The 20,121-nt window shown below is 46.1% G+C and carries 17 protein-coding genes and 2 tRNA genes; 13 read left to right on the forward strand and 6 right to left on the reverse strand.

Annotated features, from left to right (window positions below):
• Positions 1–42: 42 nt before the first annotated feature.
• Positions 43–777, forward strand: a complete 735-nt coding sequence (gene ubiE / locus ABF86_RS05560) for a bifunctional demethylmenaquinone methyltransferase/2-methoxy-6-polyprenyl-1,4-benzoquinol methylase UbiE (protein WP_110332562.1) — start codon at positions 43–45, stop codon at positions 775–777.
• Positions 778–829: 52 nt separating this feature from the next.
• Here ubiE and speB read toward each other — a convergent pair whose 3' ends face one another.
• The 5 genes from speB to ABF86_RS05585 all read right to left on the reverse strand — a co-directional run bounded on the left by speB (position 830) and on the right by ABF86_RS05585 (position 6,815).
• Complete coding sequence (gene speB, locus ABF86_RS05565) at positions 830–1,798, reverse strand: agmatinase (RefSeq protein WP_074684800.1); 969 nt, start codon at positions 1,796–1,798, stop codon at positions 830–832.
• A 163-nt stretch (positions 1,799–1,961) separates the two neighbouring features.
• Positions 1,962–2,444: a signal peptidase II gene (gene lspA / locus ABF86_RS05570; protein WP_011634490.1), complete on the reverse strand. Its 483-nt coding sequence runs from the start codon at positions 2,442–2,444 to the stop codon at positions 1,962–1,964.
• A gap of 41 nt (positions 2,445–2,485) precedes the next feature.
• On the reverse strand, positions 2,486–5,293 hold the full coding sequence (ileS, locus tag ABF86_RS05575) for an isoleucine--tRNA ligase (protein WP_074455351.1): 2,808 nt from the start codon (positions 5,291–5,293) through the stop codon (positions 2,486–2,488).
• A gap of 1 nt (position 5,294) precedes the next feature.
• Positions 5,295–6,272: a bifunctional riboflavin kinase/FAD synthetase gene (locus tag ABF86_RS05580; protein ID WP_074684799.1), complete on the reverse strand. Its 978-nt coding sequence runs from the start codon at positions 6,270–6,272 to the stop codon at positions 5,295–5,297.
• Between the two features lie 111 nt (positions 6,273–6,383).
• Positions 6,384–6,815, reverse strand: a complete 432-nt coding sequence (locus ABF86_RS05585; RefSeq protein WP_011634493.1) for a group III truncated hemoglobin — start codon at positions 6,813–6,815, stop codon at positions 6,384–6,386.
• 266 nt (positions 6,816–7,081) lie between these two features.
• Between ABF86_RS05585 and ABF86_RS05590 the strand changes: the two genes are divergently transcribed.
• From ABF86_RS05590 to ABF86_RS05625, 8 genes are all read left to right on the forward strand, one after another.
• Positions 7,082–9,226: an ABC transporter substrate-binding protein gene (locus ABF86_RS05590; protein WP_083341424.1), complete on the forward strand. Its 2,145-nt coding sequence runs from the start codon at positions 7,082–7,084 to the stop codon at positions 9,224–9,226.
• A 9-nt stretch (positions 9,227–9,235) separates the two neighbouring features.
• On the forward strand, positions 9,236–10,213 hold the full coding sequence (locus tag ABF86_RS05595) for an ABC transporter permease (protein WP_011634495.1): 978 nt from the start codon (positions 9,236–9,238) through the stop codon (positions 10,211–10,213).
• Positions 10,214–10,392: 179 nt separating this feature from the next.
• Positions 10,393–12,000 carry a diguanylate cyclase gene (locus tag ABF86_RS05600; protein ID WP_345889562.1) on the forward strand — a complete coding sequence of 536 codons (1,608 nt, stop codon included), beginning with the start codon at positions 10,393–10,395 and terminating at the stop codon, positions 11,998–12,000.
• A gap of 48 nt (positions 12,001–12,048) precedes the next feature.
• Positions 12,049–12,993: a DnaJ C-terminal domain-containing protein gene (locus ABF86_RS05605; RefSeq protein WP_011634497.1), complete on the forward strand. Its 945-nt coding sequence runs from the start codon at positions 12,049–12,051 to the stop codon at positions 12,991–12,993.
• Positions 12,994–12,995: 2 nt separating this feature from the next.
• Positions 12,996–13,301, forward strand: a complete 306-nt coding sequence (locus tag ABF86_RS05610; protein ID WP_011634498.1) for a MerR family transcriptional regulator — start codon at positions 12,996–12,998, stop codon at positions 13,299–13,301.
• Positions 13,302–13,388: 87 nt separating this feature from the next.
• On the forward strand, positions 13,389–14,252 hold the full coding sequence (locus tag ABF86_RS05615) for a DUF2914 domain-containing protein (RefSeq protein ID WP_011634499.1): 864 nt from the start codon (positions 13,389–13,391) through the stop codon (positions 14,250–14,252).
• A 16-nt stretch (positions 14,253–14,268) separates the two neighbouring features.
• The gene (locus ABF86_RS05620; protein ID WP_011634500.1) at positions 14,269–14,808 is read left to right on the forward strand and encodes an NUDIX hydrolase; all 540 of its coding nucleotides are present in this window, start codon (positions 14,269–14,271) and stop codon (positions 14,806–14,808) included.
• A gap of 76 nt (positions 14,809–14,884) precedes the next feature.
• Positions 14,885–14,961: transfer RNA gene (locus ABF86_RS05625), tRNA-Met, on the forward strand.
• Positions 14,962–15,756: 795 nt separating this feature from the next.
• Here the strand turns inward: ABF86_RS05625 and ABF86_RS05630 are convergent.
• Positions 15,757–15,832: transfer RNA gene (locus tag ABF86_RS05630), tRNA-Asn, on the reverse strand.
• Positions 15,833–16,040: 208 nt separating this feature from the next.
• Between ABF86_RS05630 and ABF86_RS05635 the strand changes: the two genes are divergently transcribed.
• The 4 genes from ABF86_RS05635 (at position 16,041) to folE2 (ending at position 20,016) form a co-directional block, all read left to right on the forward strand.
• On the forward strand, positions 16,041–16,307 hold the full coding sequence (locus ABF86_RS05635; protein ID WP_041353511.1) for an exodeoxyribonuclease VII small subunit: 267 nt from the start codon (positions 16,041–16,043) through the stop codon (positions 16,305–16,307).
• The gene (locus ABF86_RS05640; RefSeq protein ID WP_011634551.1) at positions 16,297–17,190 is read left to right on the forward strand and encodes a polyprenyl synthetase family protein; all 894 of its coding nucleotides are present in this window, start codon (positions 16,297–16,299) and stop codon (positions 17,188–17,190) included. Before ABF86_RS05635 ends, ABF86_RS05640 begins: the two co-directional genes overlap by 11 nt.
• Before the next feature lie 62 nt (positions 17,191–17,252).
• Positions 17,253–19,097 carry a 1-deoxy-D-xylulose-5-phosphate synthase gene (gene dxs / locus ABF86_RS05645; RefSeq protein WP_011634552.1) on the forward strand — a complete coding sequence of 615 codons (1,845 nt, stop codon included), beginning with the start codon at positions 17,253–17,255 and terminating at the stop codon, positions 19,095–19,097.
• A 115-nt stretch (positions 19,098–19,212) separates the two neighbouring features.
• The gene (gene folE2, locus ABF86_RS05650) at positions 19,213–20,016 is read left to right on the forward strand and encodes a GTP cyclohydrolase FolE2 (RefSeq protein ID WP_074684797.1); all 804 of its coding nucleotides are present in this window, start codon (positions 19,213–19,215) and stop codon (positions 20,014–20,016) included.
• Positions 20,017–20,121: the final 105 nt, after the last annotated feature.

The following is a 20,121-nucleotide window of genomic DNA, read 5'->3' on the forward strand; positions in this document are numbered from 1 at the left end:
TTCCGCTAAACATTAATTACTCATTCGGAATATATCCTCAGAATAATGAATGCCACACACTTTGGTTTTACAACTGTTTCAGAAACAGAAAAAGCTCGTAAGGTTGCAGAAGTCTTCCATTCGGTAGCAGCACGTTATAACCTGATGAATGACCTGATGTCCATGGGATTGCATCGTCTGTGGAAAAAATTTGCAATCGATGTCAGCGGTGCGAGAAGAGGTGACAAGGTATTGGATATTGCCGGTGGAACCGCTGATTTAACCGCTTTATTCCGGGAGAAAGTAGGTGACGCAGGGGAAGTCTGGCTGACCGACATCAACAATTCCATGCTGTCAATTGGCCGTGATCGTATGCTGAATGATGGTAAAAGCGTACCGGTTGCTCAATGTGATGCTGAAAAACTACCCTTCCCGGATAATTATTTTGATCGGGTTTGTGTCGCTTTTGGTTTAAGGAACATGACACATAAAGATATTGCTCTCCGGGAAATGTGGCGTGTGTTATCCCCGGGTGGTTCGCTCATCGTGCTGGAGTTTTCCAAGGTGTGGAAACCACTGCAGCCTTTGTATGACACTTACTCATTTAAGGCTCTCCCGTTTATGGGGAAAATTGTTACCCGTGACGATGCCAGTTACCGCTATCTCGCAGAATCTATTCGGATGCATCCCTCCCAGGAAGATCTGAAACAGCTCATGCAACAGGTTGGATTTGAACGGGTTGAATATTTCAATCTGACAGCGGGCGTTGTAGCACTGCATCGCGGATATAAATTCTGATCTTGCTGTTTGGTACGGAACACATGAATCTGTCCACATATTCAAGCAGGATTTACAACAGCCCGTCAGCTTTGCGTTTTGCCAGCAGACAAATCAAGTCGCAAGCAATATGTGCTGCAGCCAGTGCGGTTATCTGACTGTGATCATAGGGCGGAGATACTTCTACGATATCCATTCCAATCAGGTTGATTGCAGTAAGCCTGCGAATGATTGATAACGCCTGTGCGGTTGATAACCCCCCACAAACCGGTGTGCCTGTGCCCGGCGCATAAGCAGGATCAAGGCAATCGATATCAAACGTAAAATAGGCTGGCTGATTACCGACGATACGTTCAATTTCTGCAACCACTGCATCTGTCCCCTCCCGATGTACTCGATCAGCATCCAGAATATTAATCCCCATGAAATCATCATTCCAGGTACGAATACCAATCTGTACCGAATGCTTGATATCAATCAAACCATCCTGCACTGCTTTGTAAAACATGGAACCATGATTCAGTGAAGCTGGAGAATTATCTGGCCAGGTATCACAATGCGCATCAAAATGGATTAAAGACAGTGGAGTGCCAGTTTTCTCTACATGTGCTTTCAACAACGGATAAGAAATAGAGTGATCACCACCGAACGTCAACATGCGCGCACCAGATGCCAGAATATGTCGGGCATGATCGATAATCGCCTCATGAATCGACATTGGATTATGTACATCAAAAAAGCAGTCTCCAAAATCGATCGCAGCAAGATTTTCGAATGGATCAAATCCCCATGGATAAGGTTTGAGCGAAGCCACTTCAGCGGAAGCCTGGCGAATTCCCGGTGGCCCGAACCGGGCGCCAGAACAGTAAGATACCGCCAAATACAGTGGGATACCGCTGATCACCAGCTCGGCACCTGTCAAGTCTTTCCGGAAACTGCAACGCATAAAAGAAAGTATGCCCGAGAAGGTCGGTTCACGCAGCATGCCATAAGGTGTTTTGCGTACTATTGCTCCATCAATTTTGACAGAGTCGTTCGACATGATCCGGTTTTGTTTCCTTTATCGTTGAATGTACTTGTATGACGTGGTTAGAATCTTGCTGCCATGATGGTATCCTGGTAGTAGGCAGGATAGACCATTGATCCTAATACGGTAAGGTAAATCAGTTCGCACTGATCACAGACAAATCCCTGAAGATTCTGTCTCACCCTTCCTGAATAGAATCGTTCTGTCTATTCAGAATCCCGTCCAGAATCAACAAGCACGCTCCGCAGACTATGGCTGAATCAGCAAGATTAAATGCTGGCCAATGATAACCACTCACGTGAAAATCCAGAAAATCGACAACATGCCCCAGCATAATCCGATCCCAGAGATTGCCCAATGCCCCCCCTAGAATAAAGCTCAACGCAATACAAAACAGCCGGTTTGTTGTGTTCTTGTACAACAGATAAATAATCAGAGCTGATACAAGAAGAGCAATTGCGCTCAAAAACCAGCGCTGCCAGCCAGAAGCATTACTCAAAAAACTGAAGGCTGCTCCTGCATTGTAGGCAAGTACAAGATTGAAGAATTCAGTGATGACAATCTGCTGACCATACGATAAATTAAGCTCAACCCAGCGTTTGCTGAGTAAATCCAGCATCAGGATGATTGTGGCCAAACTCAGACTGAAATACAGTTTCATCACGCACCCCTATATATTTTCCCAGTGATTCTTCACAGGAATCAGGCATAGCGCCGGTGTTCACCAGGCCTCGAAAGATTGCTCACACAACGACTACACAGTGATGGATGTTCAGCAATCGACCCCACATCCTGCCGATAATGCCAGCAACGCTCACATTTCTGATGAGGGCTGGCAGTTACAATAATTGTTTCTTTAGTAGCCTTATCTACATGCTGCAAATGGACTTCAGACGTGATCAGTACGAATCTGAGATCGTCTTCCAGCGAATCGAGCAATATATAGTTTTCCCCGATTGTGCGAATTTCTACTGTAGCAGCAAGTGATGAACCAATTTTTCCCTGAATACGCGCATCTTCCAGTTGTTTCAACACCCGAGCGCGCAACTCACGCAACTGCTGCCAGCGCTGGATCAGAATTTGCGCATCTCCCGGCTGCTCCGGGAAGCGATGCCAGGTATGCAAAAAAATACTGTCATCCGTCGATCCACTCAGTTGCTGCCAGACTTCTTCTGCAGTAAAGCTCAGCGCTGGTGCAAGCAGACGTGCGAGACTGTGCACTATGTGATAGAGCGCACTCTGGGCAGAGCGTCGTGGAATCCCATCCATCATCGTGGTATAGAGACGATCTTTGAGGATATCCAGATAGAACCCTCCCAGATCTTCGGAGCAAAAATGATGTAACCGGGCAACCACCTGATGGAATTCATAACGTTCATAAAGCCGGATAAGCTCATTCTGCAATGCTTCAGTATAGACGAGCATGTAACGGTCAATTTCTATCCATTCCTGCGGTGGCAATGCATCTGTAACCGGGTCGAAATCAGCCAGATTGGCCAGTAGAAAACGCAGGGTATTGCGGATGCGTCGATAGGTTTCAACCGTGCGCTTAAGGATTTCATCGGAGATGGACAATTCTCCGGAGTAATCGGTAGAAGCTACCCACAGCCGCAAAATATCAGCACCGAGCGTATCAGCAATTTTTTGCGGGGCAATGACGTTACCTTTCGATTTACTCATTTTGTAACCTTGCCCATCCACTACAAAACCATGCGTAAGCAGGGCAGAGTAGGGCGCATAGCCGTCAATCGCACACCCTGTCAGCAGCGACGACTGAAACCAGCCACGATGCTGATCAGAGCCCTCCAGGTAAAGATCAGCCGGGTGCTTTAACTGTGGATTCGTTTTTAGTACAGTTTCATGCGTGGTGCCAGAATCAAACCAGACATCCAGTGTGTCTGTCAGCTTTTGGTAATGTTGTGCTTCTTCTCCCAGCAACTCAGCCGCATCAAGGCTAAACCATGCTTCAATCCCCTGTTGCTCAACCAGATCGGCCACTTTCTCCAGCAACTCCTGCGTCTGGGGATGCAATGCATGCGTTTCCTTGTGGATAAAAAAGGTCATCGGCACTCCCCAGTTGCGCTGGCGAGAAATACACCAGTCAGGGCGGTTCCCAATCATTGCTTCCAACCGCGCCCTGCCCCATGCTGGATAGAAACGGGTGAGTTCCACTGAATGAATAGCAAGGTCACGTAATAATTTTTCGGGAGAGTGCGAATCAGCGGATTGCTGCATACCAATAAACCACTGCGGTGTCGCACGGAAAATAATTGGTGTTTTATGGCGCCAGCAGTGTGGGTAACTGTGCTCAATTTCTTCCACATGCAACAGATGGTCATCCGCTTGCAGTGCATCAATTACAACAGCATTGGCTTTCCAGACAAACAACCCGCCAACCAGTGGAATTTCCTCCCGGAATTTACCGTCCCCCTTGACCGGGCTATCACTGGGCAACCCATACTGCTGGCCAACAAAATAGTCGTCCAGGCCGTGCGCAGGTGCGGTATGAACAAGACCTGTACCGGCTTCCAGCGTTACATGTTGTCCGCAGATTATTTTAACGGTGCGATCTGCAAAAGGATGGTGTAAGGGCAACCCCTCCAGTGCCTGCCCCTTGCAAGTTGCCATTACCTGCCCTTCAAGCTGGTAACGGGCAAGACAAGTATCTACCAACTCGGAAGCCAGCAACAGCCACCCCTGGGCGGTACTGATCAGACTGTACTCGAACTCGGGATGTATACATACCGCCTGATTAGCAGGAAGCGTCCACGGCGTCGTCGTCCAGATCACGGCAAGAATACGGGTACCATCTGGAATCTGTATATGCATTGCCGCGGCAAGCTGGTGATAAGCATCCTGCTCGTTTGCCACTTCAAAGCCAACATCAATCGCTGGCGAACGCTTGTTTTCATACTCCACCTCAGCTTCTGCCAAGGCTGAGCCACAGTCGATACACCAGTTGACCGGTTTTTGCCCCTGATAAAGATGACCATTGCGATAAATTTTCCCAAGCGCACGGATAATGCCAGCCTCAGTTGCATAATTCATCGTAAGGTAAGGATACTCCCAGTCACCCAGTACCCCTAGTCGCATGAAATCAGCTTTTTGTCGATCTACCTGTTGCTGCGCGAAAGCTCGGCACAGCTTGCGCACCTGATCCGCCGGCAAATGTTTGCCATGCTTCTTCTCAATCTGGTGTTCGATGGGCAGACCATGACAATCCCATCCTGGAATATAAGGTGCATCAAAGCCAGACAAGGTTTTACTCTTGACAACGATGTCCTTGAGGATTTTATTGACAGCGTGGCCGATATGAATATCACCATTTGCATAGGGTGGACCATCATGCAGAATAAATTTCGGCCGTCCCTGACTGGCAGCCCTGATTTTCTGGTAAAGATTTTTTTCCTGCCAGGCCTTGAGCATGACGGGTTCACGCCGAGCCAGATCTCCACGCATAGGAAAAGGCGTATCAGGCAGGTTTAGTGTTTTTTTATAATCGTTCGTCATATCAGCAATCCAGGCAAGCTGTTGCATGCATGGAAGAATCCATTTGGGAAAAATAGGCTTTGGCGTGGACAACGTCCTGTTCCATTTGTTTCACAAGCGTTTCCATATCAGGGAATTTTTCCTCATCTCTGAGTTTTTGCAAAAACTCGATTCGCAACCGTTGCCCATAAATATCTTCATCAAAATCAAACAGATGTACTTCAAGTACGGGCTGGGCATATTCGAGAACAGTTGGCCGAACTCCCAGACTGGCCACTCCCCTCACCCGTTGTGTAAAACCGGAGCCATTACGCCAACTTGCTTCCACCACAAAAATACCATTTAACAACGGATGATGATCTTTTAGTTGAATATTAGCGGTTGGAAATCCCAGTTTCTTCCCCAGCTTCAAACCATCCACAACTCGTCCGCCCATGGTGAAAGGACGCCCAAGGAGTTCTGCTGCCAAATCAAGATCATCAGACGCTAACGCATGACGAACTGCCGTACTTGAAACTCTCAATTCATCCAATACAACTGGGGACATTACCTCTAGCTCCCTCCCGCCTGATTCCGAAAATAATTTCTGCAACAAGGCAACATCTCCCGATCGCCGGGCACCAAAGCAAAAATCCTCTCCTACCAGCAACCAGCAAACGTTCATTTCCTGCAACAAAATGCGTGTAACAAACAATTCTGCGCTGATTTTCGCAAATGCATGATTGAAACGATAAATCTGAACTCGATCCACACCCAGACTCGCCAGCAGCTCGAGCTTTTCACGCAGATTTGTCAATCGAGCAAGGGCACGATCAGGCATAAGAAGCTCCCTAGGATGCGGCTCAAATGTCATAACGCAGGATGCAGCCCCCAAACGACGCGCTGCTCGCTTCAATCGCGCAATCATCGCCTGGTGGCCAAGATGAACACCATCGAAATTCCCTATAGTCAGCGCAACTGGCTCCTCCTTGCTGGCTGCAGCCCGCCTGGTTATACGCATGCCAATAATTCGATGACTGATCGACCGGAAATATACTCTGGTTGGATAGCTACCTCGTGACAGCCTGATGACTGTTCCATGACGATCTCAGTAGCGTAGATTTATTATTTTTCATACTTCTACAGCATCAAGACCAACCGGCTCACGATGCGGGAAATGACTCATCTGATAGCCCATCCAGAGGCGTCCGGCGATAAATTCAGCGACGGTATCTGCGTGCTGTTTCAGATCCGGATTCCCCAGTTCATGGGTCGTTTCCCGGAAAAGCTGCAGCCAGCGTCTAAATAATGCTGCGCTGAGCTCAGGTAAAGCAACATGCTTGGGCATGGGCGCACCACGAAAACGGCTGGTGCCACGTAACTGTGCTGACCAGAAATTGATCATCTGCACAAAATGTGCATCCCAATCAATCACATGCTCCTCAAAGATGGGGCCCAATGCAGCATCTTTTCTCGCCTTGGCATAAAATTCGTGCACCAGTTTTGAAACTTCTTCTTCGGTATACAGATCGGGACTAGGTTCCGGGATAGGACGAGGTATCATGACGTTGTGTTTAATATATTTGTTGGATTAAAGTTCGCGCATATCAGATAGTTTGAATAATGATCCGACAGCCTGAAACGACCATTTTCTCATATTTGCAATATAGCTTCGAGTCTTTGTATATAGCCCCGATGTTATTTAACCTCTCTCAATTGTTCATGAAAAGAAACTGGATACAGGTAATTGACGCGAATTACCTTTCTGTACTGGCCGGCTTCTACCTGAAAATGAAACTTAATAAAATAATATGCCAGATCAGCTTGTTAATGCCGTGCCTGATACTATCCGGTTGTTCAGATGTCTGGAACAATCCATACCCGGATTCGGACTCTGGTAAAAACATTCTTTACAATGCTTTTGCTGAGCGTCCCAAACACCTGGATCCCGTACAGTCGTACAGTTCGAATGAAATCCTGTTTACCGCCCAGATTTATCAACCCCCCTTGCAATACCATTTCTTGAAACGACCGCTGACTCTGATTCCTCAAACAGCCAGCAAAATGCCCGTTGTAAGCTATCAGGACGACAATGGCGTGCAACTGCCTCCCAATTCGGCTGGTGCTCATGTCGCCTACTCTGTTTATGAAATCACCATCAGATCCGGTATTTTTTATCAACCTCACCCGGCATTCGCGCAGGATAAGCATCAACACCTGCTTTATCATGCATTGACTCGGCAGGATATACAGACAGTCCAAAAAATCAGTGATTTTGAGCATACAGGAACACGAGAACTGATTGCCGATGACTTTATCTACCAGATCAAGCGACTGGCCCATCCTCGACTGCACTCCCCTATCTTTGGCTTGATGGCAGATTACATCATAGGGCTGCGCGAATATGCTGAAACTTTAAGAGATCAAGATAAAACCCAACCCCAAAACAGCTTCCTGGATTTACGCAAATTTCCTTTGGCCGGAGTCGAGCGGATAGATGATTACACTTACCGTATTCGTATCAAGGGTAAATATCCGCAATTTATCTACTGGCTAACCATGGCATTTTTTGCACCAGTTCCATGGGAAGCCGATCACTTCTTCTCACAACCGGGTATGGCCGAGAAGAATTTTACACTCGACTGGTACCCGGTTGGAACCGGTCCGTACATGCTAACTGAAAACAACCCGAACCAGATTATGGTGCTGGAGCGCAACCCGAACTTCAAGGGCGAGTACTATCCGGATGAGGGTATGCCGGAAGATATGGAAAATGGCTTGCTGCGTGATGCCGGCAAAGCATTGCCATTCATAGATAAAATCATATTCAGCCGTGAAAAGGAAAGTATTCCCTACTGGAATAAATTTTTGCAGGGATATTACGATGCCTCCAGTATTGGCTCGGACAGCTTTGATCAAGCGGTACAGATAACCGGACAAGGTGAAGCGGCCATCACTGAAGAAATGGAGGCGCAAGGTATTCGTCTTGGAACAGAAGTAGCCCCATCCACCTATTACATGGGATTTAATATGCTTGATCCGGTGGTAGGTGGCCGTACTCCTGAGGAAAAAGCGGCAGCGCGCAAACTGCGTCAGGCCATTTCTATAGCCGTCAATTATGAAGAATTTTTGACCATCTTTGCCAATGGCCGTGGTATTGCTGCGCAAGGTCCCATTCCACCGGGCATTGAAGGCTATCATGAAGGTGAAGCAGGCATAAATCCGATTTCCTATGAATGGCATAACGGGGAAGTTCGGCGCAAATCAATCAAACAAGCACAAGCATTGCTTGCAGAAGCCGGTTATCCCGGGGGGATCAGTCGTAGAACCGGTAAACCGCTTGTACTGTATTATGACGTCACAGCACGTAGCGCAGATGACAGATCAATCATGGACTGGATGCGAATGCAGTTTCAGAAACTCAATATCCAGCTGGTAGTACGCAGCACCGATTACAATCGTTTCCAAGACAAGATTCGCAAGGGGAACGCACAGATTTTTGAATGGGGCTGGAATGCAGATTATCCGGATCCGGAAAACTTTCTGTTTTTATTGTACGGGCCGCAGCGCAAAGTGGATAACAGTGGTGAAAATGCGGCCAATTACGATAATGCTGAATACAATCGGCTGTTCGAGCAGATGAAAAATATGGAACATGGCCCAGAGCGTATACAGATTATTGATCGGATGGTTGCTATTTTACGAGAAGACGCTCCCTGGCTATGGGGTTATCATCCAAAAATCTTCGCTTTGTACCATGCCTGGTATCAGAATGTGAAACCTAACAGAATGGCGTACAACACAATCAAATATTACCGGATCAACCCTGAATTACGTGATCAGAAGCGCCATGAATGGAATACGCCGGTAGTATGGCCAATTGGCATAGGAATAGTATTATTGATAATTATTCTATTCCCGGCGCGAGCAGCTTATCACCGTAAAGAACAGCACAGAATATTGAAAAACAGATAGCTTGATTCAATGCTAAATTACATTATTCGTCGGCTGTTTTATGCGATTCCGATACTTGTCGGCGTCAATCTCATCACATTTGCACTTTTCTTTGTAGTGAACACTCCTGACGATATGGCTCGCATGCATCTGGGGACGAAACACGTTACAGAAGAAGCTATCTGGAAGTGGAAACAAGAACATGGCTACAACAAACCCCTGCTCTACAACAACGTTGCTTACGGAATCGAGAAATTCACCGACACTATTTTTTTTGAAAAATCCGTTTCGATGTTTGCTTTCGATTTTGGCCGTGCCGATGACGGGCGTGATATCGCCCATGAGATTCAATCACGCATGTGGCCCAGCCTGGCTATTGCGTTGCCTGTATTTCTGCTCGGGTTACTGGCCTACATTACTTTCGCATTGATAATGGTTTTCTTTCGGGCCACCTACATTGATTTTTGGGGCATCGTCCTGTGTGTCATGCTCATGTCCATCTCTAGCCTGTTTTATATCATTGCCGGCCAATTTTTGATCGGCAAGCTATGGCACCTGGTGCCCATATCCGGATACGCCAGCGGACTGGATGCCACCCGCTTCCTTTTGTTGCCCATTATTGTGGGTATCATCAGCAGTGCCGGCGCCAATACGCGCTGGTATCGCACCCTTTTCCTGGAAGAAATCAATAAGGAATATGTACGTACTGCCCGAGCCAAGGGATTATCGGAAAATATAGTATTGTTCAGGCATGTGCTCAAGAATGCAATGATCCCCATATTAACCGGGGCAGTTGTCGTCATTCCGCTGTTATTTCTTGGAGGACTGATTACTGAATCATTTTTTGGTATTCCTGGACTGGGCAGCTACACCATTGACGCTATTCAATCACAGGATTTTGCAGTAGTACGCGCAATGGTATTTCTGGGATCATTGTTGTATATCACAGGATTGGTGCTGACAGATATTTCCTACACCTTTGCAGATCCAAGAGTACGATTAGAATAATTATTTTTTTCTGTTGCTTGACCTCCTTTTCTCCGAGTAAATGACGATACTGCTGTAATTGGCATGAAATGCTGGCTGTAATAAATATCAAGCAATACTATTTTTATCACTTTATGATGGTTTAACTCATTTTGAGACTGGTTCTGTACAGTATAAAAAGCAAGATTGTAATTTTTGCTGTGATTGCCACTTTGTTGCCTACAATCAGCCTCAGTCTATTGTCATTCAAGCAGAATGAAGCGCTGATTAGCGACAGCGTTACCCGTGAACTGCGCATACTTGCTGACAACACCAATCACCAGCTGGATCAATGGGCAGGAGAAAATATGCTTGCCATCCGCGCATTATCAACATCTAGCCCCGTTATTGAGGGATTGACTACTTTAAAACAGTTTTCAGATAGCGAGAGTGCTAGTGCCGTAAAGCAGACGCAATCTGTCATGGCCAGTTATTTGCGCTCGGTACAGATAAAGCTAGATGAAGTACTTGAATTAACTGTTTTTGATGCCACCCGAAAAATTGTGGCAAGCAGTAGTACTAGTACGCCTGAGGTACGCGAACCCCCTGAACAATGGACGCATACCTCCCTTACTTCGGGAACCATTGCCATCCCTCCCGCCTGGAACGATCGTTTTGCTACAGCAACTATTAGTATTATTTATCCAGTGCTGTCGTATGACAGCCAGTTAATAGGCGCTATCGCTGCCACTCTGGATTTGGGAACCTTCGAAAGCAGATTGGCTGAAATCAAGAAATTTTCGTCAGGTGAAATTGTCCTACTGGATCAGCATGGCAAGGTATTGCTGGGTAGCGCCCCCGGCGTTGATCACCAGGCAGTATTAAGCCCGCATCAATGGGAATTAATTCAGATGTTCGATGAACCAATATCCTATGATGGATTATCTTATCCAAAAGCAATCGGCTTGGCCCATACATCAGAAAATATTCCCGTAACGATCCTGGTAGAGCAGGATCACAGTGCCATACAAGCTGCATGGATAAAGTTACGTAATCGTTTTCTTGAGTTTGTCAGCATACTTATCATTATTGTAACCGCCGTAGCCTTGTATATGGGACATTCTATTGTTACACCGCTGAAACAGCTGATCAACGCAGTAAAAGGGATCGTAGAAGGAAATTTGGATATTTATCTGCCAGCCAAGCGAAGAGATGAAGTTGGGCAGCTTACTGATATATTCAATCAAATGACGAGGGCATTACGCAACAAGCATATAGAAATCATGACTGCCAATCAGGCTATGCAGCAACAAAACCAACTACTGCAAAAACTCTCAATCACGGATGGTCTGACGGGCCTGTATAACCGCACAAAACTCAATACCATCCTGTCAGAACAGCTAGCCAGATTCAAACGCCACGACCGCCCCTTCTGCCTGCTGATGATAGACATTGATTATTTCAAAACCATAAATGATAAACTTGGCCATATTGTGGGCGACAGGATTTTGGTCACGGTAGCTTCCGTCCTGCTGAAATCGATCAGAACAATAGACTATGCCGCACGTTATGGGGGGGATGAATTCGTGGTTATTCTGACTGAAACTAACTCCAGTGCAGCAATCAAAACAGCAGAACGGATCCGGGCCGAAGTCAACTCTGCCTGCCTTGCATTCAAGGAGCATCCAGCCCACATTACTCTGAGTATCGGTATTACCCAAAGTTACTACGATGATATAACGCCGAATGATCTGATTGCTCGCGCAGATGCGGCGCTGTATGAAGCCAAAGAATCCGGGCGTGACCGGGTACACTGTGCTGATGCATAACACTCTAGCCGGCTTCAACATAACTTACTCCATCCGGACACAATAGAAATGGAATATAAGGATTATTATCAAATTATGGGCATTCCGCGCGATGCGACACAGGACGATATCAAGCGGACGTATCGTAAACTGGCGCGCAAATACCACCCTGATGTCAGCAAAGAATCGGAAGCTGAAACACGTTTCAAAGAGATTGGTGAGGCATACGAAGTACTTAAGGATCCTGAAAAACGGGCCGCCTACGATCGTCTGGGGACACGCTGGAAAAGCGGACAGGAATTTCAACCCCCACCTGAATGGGATCAGGGATTTGAATTTCATGGAGGTGAATTTACACAATCGGCAGCTTCACAATTCAGCAGTTTTTTCGAAGCGCTATTCGGGAGAAACCAGGGTGGTCAGCGGCATAGTAATCAGGGATTCAACCTGCAAGGAGAAGATTCCCATGCAAAAATTTCGATAGACCTGGAAGATTCCTTTAATGGGGGTGTTCGCAGCCTGACTCTGCAACACACGGAGCCCGGCCTGGACGGAAGGCCACACATTCGGGAGCGCACATTAAATGTTCGTATACCCAAAGGAATACAGCAGGGGCAGCATATTCGGCTGGCCGGCCAAGGAAGCCCCGGGGCAGGCCGAGGCAAGGCGGGTGATCTATATCTCGAAATTGTATTTAAGTCTCATCCACACTTTAGCGTGGAAGGTAAAGATATTTTCATGGAGTTGCCTGTCGCGCCCTGGGAAGCTGCGCTGGGCACCACCATCCCGATTCCAACCCCTACCAGTAAGGTTGATCTAAAAATTCCAGCCAATTCCCGTTCAGGCCAAAAATTGCGCTTGAAAGGACGCGGAATCCCGAGCACATTACCGGGTGATCTATATGTAGTTTTGCAGATTGTTTTGCCTCCTGCTGATAGTGAACAAGCTCGAACACTTTATCGCGAGATGGAGCAGAAACTCGCATTCAACCCGCGAGCCAGATTCAATATTTGATTATGACATATATGGAACACGGCATATTAAATGGCATTATTATTGAAGAAAGTGAAGGGATTTCACTGCTTGAGCTCTGTCAGATTTGTAAAGTCGATACTGAATGGGTAACAGCACTGGTGCATGAAGGCATTCTCGAACCTGTTGGAGCTAAACCGGAACACTGGTTTTTCAGTGGAATTTGTTTGAGACGTGTGTTAATTATTAATCGCCTGCAGCATGATCTGGATATTAACCTAGCAGGTGCTGCGCTAGTGGTGGAGCTGTTAGAAGAAAGGGATGCTCTGCTTGCTAAAACTAATTTGTAATCGCTCGTAATTGTATTAAAAGCAGTCTCATAGAACTACCAAGTCCTTATTGAACAGCTGGTTAATTTCATACAATACCCGATCGTTATGTCCAATACCCAGTTAAAAATTCGTATCCGGCTAGATCAGCCAATTGATCACTCTGCAGCTGAGCAAGACTTGCTGAAACTGGCGAAAGAACCTGTATTACCAGCCCCTCCCCTTGTGTATGTATATAACTGGCCCAGAATTATTGGTGCATCGCTGGTACTGTTGCTTGTATTGGCAGTGCTTTTCTGGCTGGCTTCAGACTGGATATCTGGCGATAAAGAATCCGGGATAAATCCAGCCAAAATATCCTCATCAGCAGTACTTCCAGCCAATCCCGATATTCCCCCTGTTCCGGCAGCACAATCCGTTTCAGCCATAACCGAGCTTTCGTCCAGCCAGTCATCCGGGAGCAATCCAGGAGCCGATGAACTCGCTGGTATACATACCGAACCTGAGCATATCGAAGATATACCCAGTCCGATATTTGATTCAATTTCTGCAGCCACATCGGATCCACCAATCAAACCAGGAACCAAGCCTGGTGCCACTGCTTTTCAATCCTCAGAAAGTGGTGCACAAAAAATCAATTATCCTGTTGGTCTGGTTAAAGCACAACTGACTTCAAATATCCGACAAAGAGCTCCGGTTGATGACATCAACCGGATTTCACTCGCGGGAAAGTCAAGCCGACCAATCTTCCTCTTTTTACATTTTAATAAATTCAAAGGTGGAAAAATATTTATCAATTGGTACTATCGTGATAAACGTGTCGCCAAGGTTATGCTTCCGGTTAGCAATAATGACTGGCGCACTTATTCCAGCAAGGTACTTAATCAGAACAGATTGGGTTCGTGGCGTGTTACAGCCACGGATCAATCAGGCAAATGGCTTGCCGAATTTAAATTCAGAGTAACACGTTAATCACATCTTTCCAGACATGAAATTCTGTAGCGAGTGTGGCAGTAAAGTAGTTTTACGTATTCCGGAAGGTGACACATTGCCACGCTACATCTGTTCAAACTGTCACGCCATCCATTATCAGAACCCAAAAGTAATTGTTGGGTGTATTCCAGAATGGGAAAATAAGATTCTGTTATGTAAACGAGCAATTGCACCTCATCGAGGCAAGTGGACATTGCCCGCAGGATTCATGGAAAATAATGAAACTCTGGCTCAGGGTGCAACGCGGGAGACTTTCGAAGAAGCCAATGCCCGAGTAGAAATTCGCGAACTCTATGCAATTTACAGTCTGCCGCATATCAGTCAGGTTTATCTTTTATTCCAGGCAAAATTACTGGATCTTGATTTTTCCCCGGGAATTGAGAGTCTGGAAGTCAGGCTTTTTGGAGAACAGGAAATTCCTTGGGACGATATCGCTTTTCGTGTAATTCATGATCCACTAAAACGTTATCTGAAGGAACGACAGCACGGACAACCTGAGCCTCACATGGGAATAATCGACAAACGCCAAGATTAACATTGATTAATTGTTTAGTCTCAAGAAATTATTATTTGACTAAAATCAATTTATACTTTAAAGTTGTGGGCTCAGTCGCGGGGTGGAGCAGTCTGGCAGCTCGTCGGGCTCATAACCCGAAGGTCGTAGGTTCAAATCCTGCCCCCGCAACCACTTTATTCCTCTCAAAACCTCAAATACATCGATACGACTTATAGAGTCGATAACGTTTGTGTATCCTTACAGGACGACTCGCCGGTAGTTTACGATCAAGGAGCCTTGGCTCACCAAACATTTAATATCTTTTCTGCTGTTTTTTATCAAACTCAGATTTACATCAGACTTGTAATTTCTTCCGATCTAGCCACTTATTATTTATAAGTTATGCCTGTTTGATGATATTTGCAAGATTATTCTGCTTACTCCCAATAACTCTCATGCTGTTTCTCAAAAATTTCTTCGAGTACACACCCCGAATCTAAATGTTTGCCAATACGCCCGGAAGACGTGATCAACTAGAGACTGACAGATAGCCAGGAAAAATTCAGGCCACAAACAGATAAATACCTGTAATTTCACCACTTCTGATTATTAGTTGCTGTATTTAATACACCCTTGACTTGCCTGAAGAAAAGAAAATGACGAGGTATTTGTCGCAGGCTTGCTTGACTAACTTGCACTTACTGAAGCACACGCCTAGAAGCTCTGGGTAAATATAATGGCAATTAAAATAATCTGAACTAACACCCTAAATGAATGAAAAAATTTTGAATCAGCTAGCTAGCACTGGCACTACGAGGCAGAATCATCAGGTGATAAAGGCAGGACATAAAGCAGCTCGGCCATGCAAGCGTTATCATGACAAAGATATATGATTGGAGACAGGAAGGGTGATGAAACTGCCCCGACAAAATAGCAGTTTGTGAAAATACCACAAAAAGAAGAACACATACAACCATTTGATTAAAATGGCTCCCCGACCTGGGCTCGAACCAGGGACCTGCGGATTAACAGTCCGTCGCTCTACCGACTGAGCTATCGGGGAATATGAAGCAATCACTACAAGCGCGGTATGTTAGACTTTTATGTCGTTCTGGTCAACTTTTCTCGTAGTCAGTTATGGGATTAATAATACCATTTGCCGGATTAAAAAGATTTGTTAAAAAACGGTGCTAAATCCGGTTATTTCATTGAATTGACCTTTTTATATGTCGAGAGTCAATGTTTGTACCCCAGAAAAACCTTCTATCCGAATGAAAAAAAAATCACTAAGCAAAGAGGAATCAGCATTACTTTCCCCCCCGGAAAATTTCGAAACAGCTACTACTGAACTGGAACAGATTGTGGCAAATATGGAAGCCGGGCAAATGTCTTTGGAAGATGCGCTTTCTGCGTACAAACGCGGAGTGGAATTGTTACAATACTGCCAGAATATGCTGAAAGACTCGCAGCAACAGATAAAAATACTTGAAGCAGACATATTGAAAAATTTTTCTACTACCGAGCACGATGCACCCTGATTTCCAGCTGTGGACAACTGAGCGCCTTGCTTTAATTGAATCTTTCTTGGAGCAGAATCTTCCTGCCACGAATTGTGCCCCTGCACGCTTGCATGAAGCAATGCGTTACGCGGTACTAAATGGGGGTAAGCGAGTACGGCCACTACTATCCTTTGCCGCCGGGGAACTTAGTGGAGCTGATAAAACACAAGTCATTGCTGCCAGCGCGGCAGTGGAATTGATCCATGCCTACTCCCTGGTGCATGATGATCTTCCCTGTATGGATAATGACATACTCCGGCGCGGCAAACCAACCTGCCATATCAGATATGGCGAACCTACCGCCTTGCTGGTGGGAGATAGCCTGCAAAGTCTGGCTTTTCAGTTATTAGCTGAATCTGCTTTAACTGAAGATCCACGTACACAGCTGGAAATGATTCGGCATCTTGCATTCGCTGCCGGATCCCGAGGTATGGCTGGAGGACAGGCAATTGACTTGGATAGTGTTGGCAAAACACTCAGCCTTCCGGAACTCGAATTCATGCACATTCACAAAACTGGTGCACTGATCCGGGCTGCAGTAATACTTGGAGCCCGTTGCGGTAGCAGACTGAATGAAGACCAATTTAAACAGTTGGACCATTTTGCCAAGTGTATCGGTCTGGCATTTCAGGTAGTAGATGATATTCTCGATGCAGAAGCCTCCACTGCTGCGCTAGGCAAAACCGCAGGGAAGGATGCAGAAAACAACAAACCTACCTATGTTAGTATACTGGGTATCAAACAAGCCCGAGAACTGGCGCACGAGCTTCAGCGGGAAGCCAGCGGGGTGCTGGACAAATTTGGTCCTGAAGCCCTGCGTTTGCAGCAAATCACTGATTTCATTGTACAGCGTGAGTTTTAGTTTTACGCTACCAATCCAATCTTTACCAATCTTTACGTTACCCACTCTTAGCTACAATTCGCATGTATCCATTACTCGATCGCATTGAGATACCCGCACAATTACGTAACCTGAAACGCAGCCAATTGCCACAATTAGCAGATGAACTGCGAAGCTTTCTGATCGAATCGGTAGCGAAGACCGGTGGACATTTGTCTTCCAATCTCGGGACGATCGAACTGACCATTGCGCTGCACTATATATTTGATACACCCTTTGATCGACTGGTATGGGATGTCGGACATCAAACCTATGCACATAAAATACTTACAGGTCGACGAACGGGAATGGCTCATCTGCGCATGCAGGGAGGTATTGCAGGATTCCCCAGAAGAGATGAGAGTGAATATGACGCTTTCGGCACAGCACATTCCAGTACATCTATTAGTGCCGCACTAGGTATGGCTGTCGCAGCACGAATCAATAAAATAAAACAGCACGCAATTGCAATTATTGGTGATGGCGCAATGAGTGCGGGAATGGCTTTTGAGGCGCTGAACAATGCCGGTGTAATGGATGCGGACTTGCTGGTTATCCTGAATGACAATGACATGTCTATTTCCCCCCCTGTGGGAGCACTCAATCACTATCTGGCCAAACTGATGTCAGGCCGTTTTTATGCCACTGCAAGACGTGCAGGAGAAAGAATGCTGGGCGTAGTTCCTCCGGTATTGGAGCTGGCGAAACGTGCCGAGGAACATGTTAAAGGTATGGTAACTCCGGGCACGTTATTTGAGGAATTCGGTTTCAACTATATTGGCCCAATTGATGGCCACGATCTGGATATCCTGCTCACTACGCTAAATAACATCAAGCAGCTTGATGGGCCGCAATTCCTGCACATTGTGACGCGCAAGGGCAAAGGCTACAAACCGGCAGAAGAAGATCCTGTTTTGTATCACGGGGTTGGAAAATTCGAACCGGGGAAGGGAGTTATACCGAAACCATCTACCAGGCCAGCTTATACCCAAATATTTGGTGACTGGTTATGTGATATGGCGGCCAAAGATTCGCGGCTAATCGGCATAACGCCCGCTATGAGAGAAGGCTCTGGACTTATCCGTTTTTCAAAAGAATACCCGGATCGCTATTTTGATGTGGGAATTGCTGAACAACATGCCGTGACATTCGCTGCCGGTGCAGCCTGTGAAGGATTGAAACCAGTTGTGGCGATTTACTCAACTTTTCTGCAGCGTGCCTATGATCAGCTGATTCATGATGTAGCTATTCAGAATTTACCCGTTGTTTTCGCTATTGACCGAGCCGGGCTTGTCGGTGCAGACGGTCCGACACATGCCGGAAGTTTTGATTTGAGTTATCTGCGTTGTATTCCCAATATCACAGTGATGATGCCTGCTGATGAGAATGAGTGTCGTCAAATGCTCTATACTGCTTTCCAGCTCGATACCCCTACTGCCGTCCGGTATCCGCGTGGTACAGGACCCGGCGTGCAAATAAAGCAGGAAATGCAGATTGTTCCACTGGGCAAGGGTGAGATTCGCCGCCAGGGCACACGCATTGCATTACTTGCGTTTGGTAGTATGCTGTCCCCCTGTCTTGAAGCTGGAGATGAATTGGATGCCACGGTCGTCAATATGCGTTTTGTAAAGCCACTGGACCAGGAACTGGTTATGACACTTGCGGCCGAACACGAATTACTGGTGACTGTTGAAGAAAATACAATTATGGGAGGGGCAGGCAGTGCTGTACTGGAATGCCTAGCCAGTCAGGGCGTGAATATCAGATTACTGCAATTAGGTTTGTCAGACAACTTCCTTGATCAGGGTGATCCTGCTCAAATGTTATCTGACTGCGGATTGGATAAAACCGGGATCATTAAATCAGTAAAAGAAAGACTCTCTCTATAGCGTTCGCATACGTAACAAATCAGCAGCAAAGCTGGCGAGATCTATTCCTTACCGGTTGCTCCAATATTTTTATACAGCTTCACAGCCAGATAATCTGGACAGGAAGGAATTTTTTATGAAAAAATATACTGATCAGCCTATCGCTGACGTGCAGGGCTCACCGGATACCAGACATATCGCAATTGACAGAGTCGGAATCAAAGCGATTCGTCACCCGGTTCTGGTCGCCGATAAGGATGGTGGTTCCCAGCATACTGTGGCGCAATTTAATATGTATGTCAATCTGCCACATAATTTCAAAGGGACGCATATGTCCCGTTTTGTGGAGATACTAAATAGCCACGAACGTGAAATTTCGGTTGAATCATTTGAAGAAATTTTGCGCTCCATGGTCAGCAGGCTGGAATCAGATTCCGGTCATATTGAAATGACTTTTCCCTACTTCGTCAATAAATCAGCCCCTATCTCAGGCGTAAAAAGCTTACTGGATTATGAGGTAACCTTTATCGGCGAAATTAAACATCGCGATCAATATGGGTTTACCATGAAGGTGATCGTTCCTGTTACCAGCCTGTGCCCCTGCTCCAAGAAAATATCCGATTACGGTGCGCATAACCAGCGTTCACACGTCACCATTTCTGTACACACTAACAGCTTCGTCTGGATTGAGGACGTTATCAGAATTGCGGAAGAACAGGCCTCATGCGAACTGTTCGGTCTGCTGAAACGGCCGGATGAAAAATATGTCACAGAAAAGGCCTATAACAATCCGAAATTTGTCGAAGATATCGTCCGTGATGTCGCCGAAATACTTAATCATGATGACCGGATAGATGCCTATGTTGTTGAATCAGAAAACTTTGAATCCATACATAATCACTCTGCATACGCACTGATAGAGCGCGACAAGCGAAAGTAATAAGCCCGAGCTACTGTGCCCTCTGGTAGGCAACAGCAATTCCAGAACTACGGTGATGAATATACTTAACGTCGCAGTTTTTTTACTTTGATAACTTTAAAATAA

The organism is Nitrosomonas sp. GH22, assembly GCF_009833115.1.
GTDB lineage: Bacteria > Pseudomonadota > Gammaproteobacteria > Burkholderiales > Nitrosomonadaceae > Nitrosomonas > Nitrosomonas eutropha.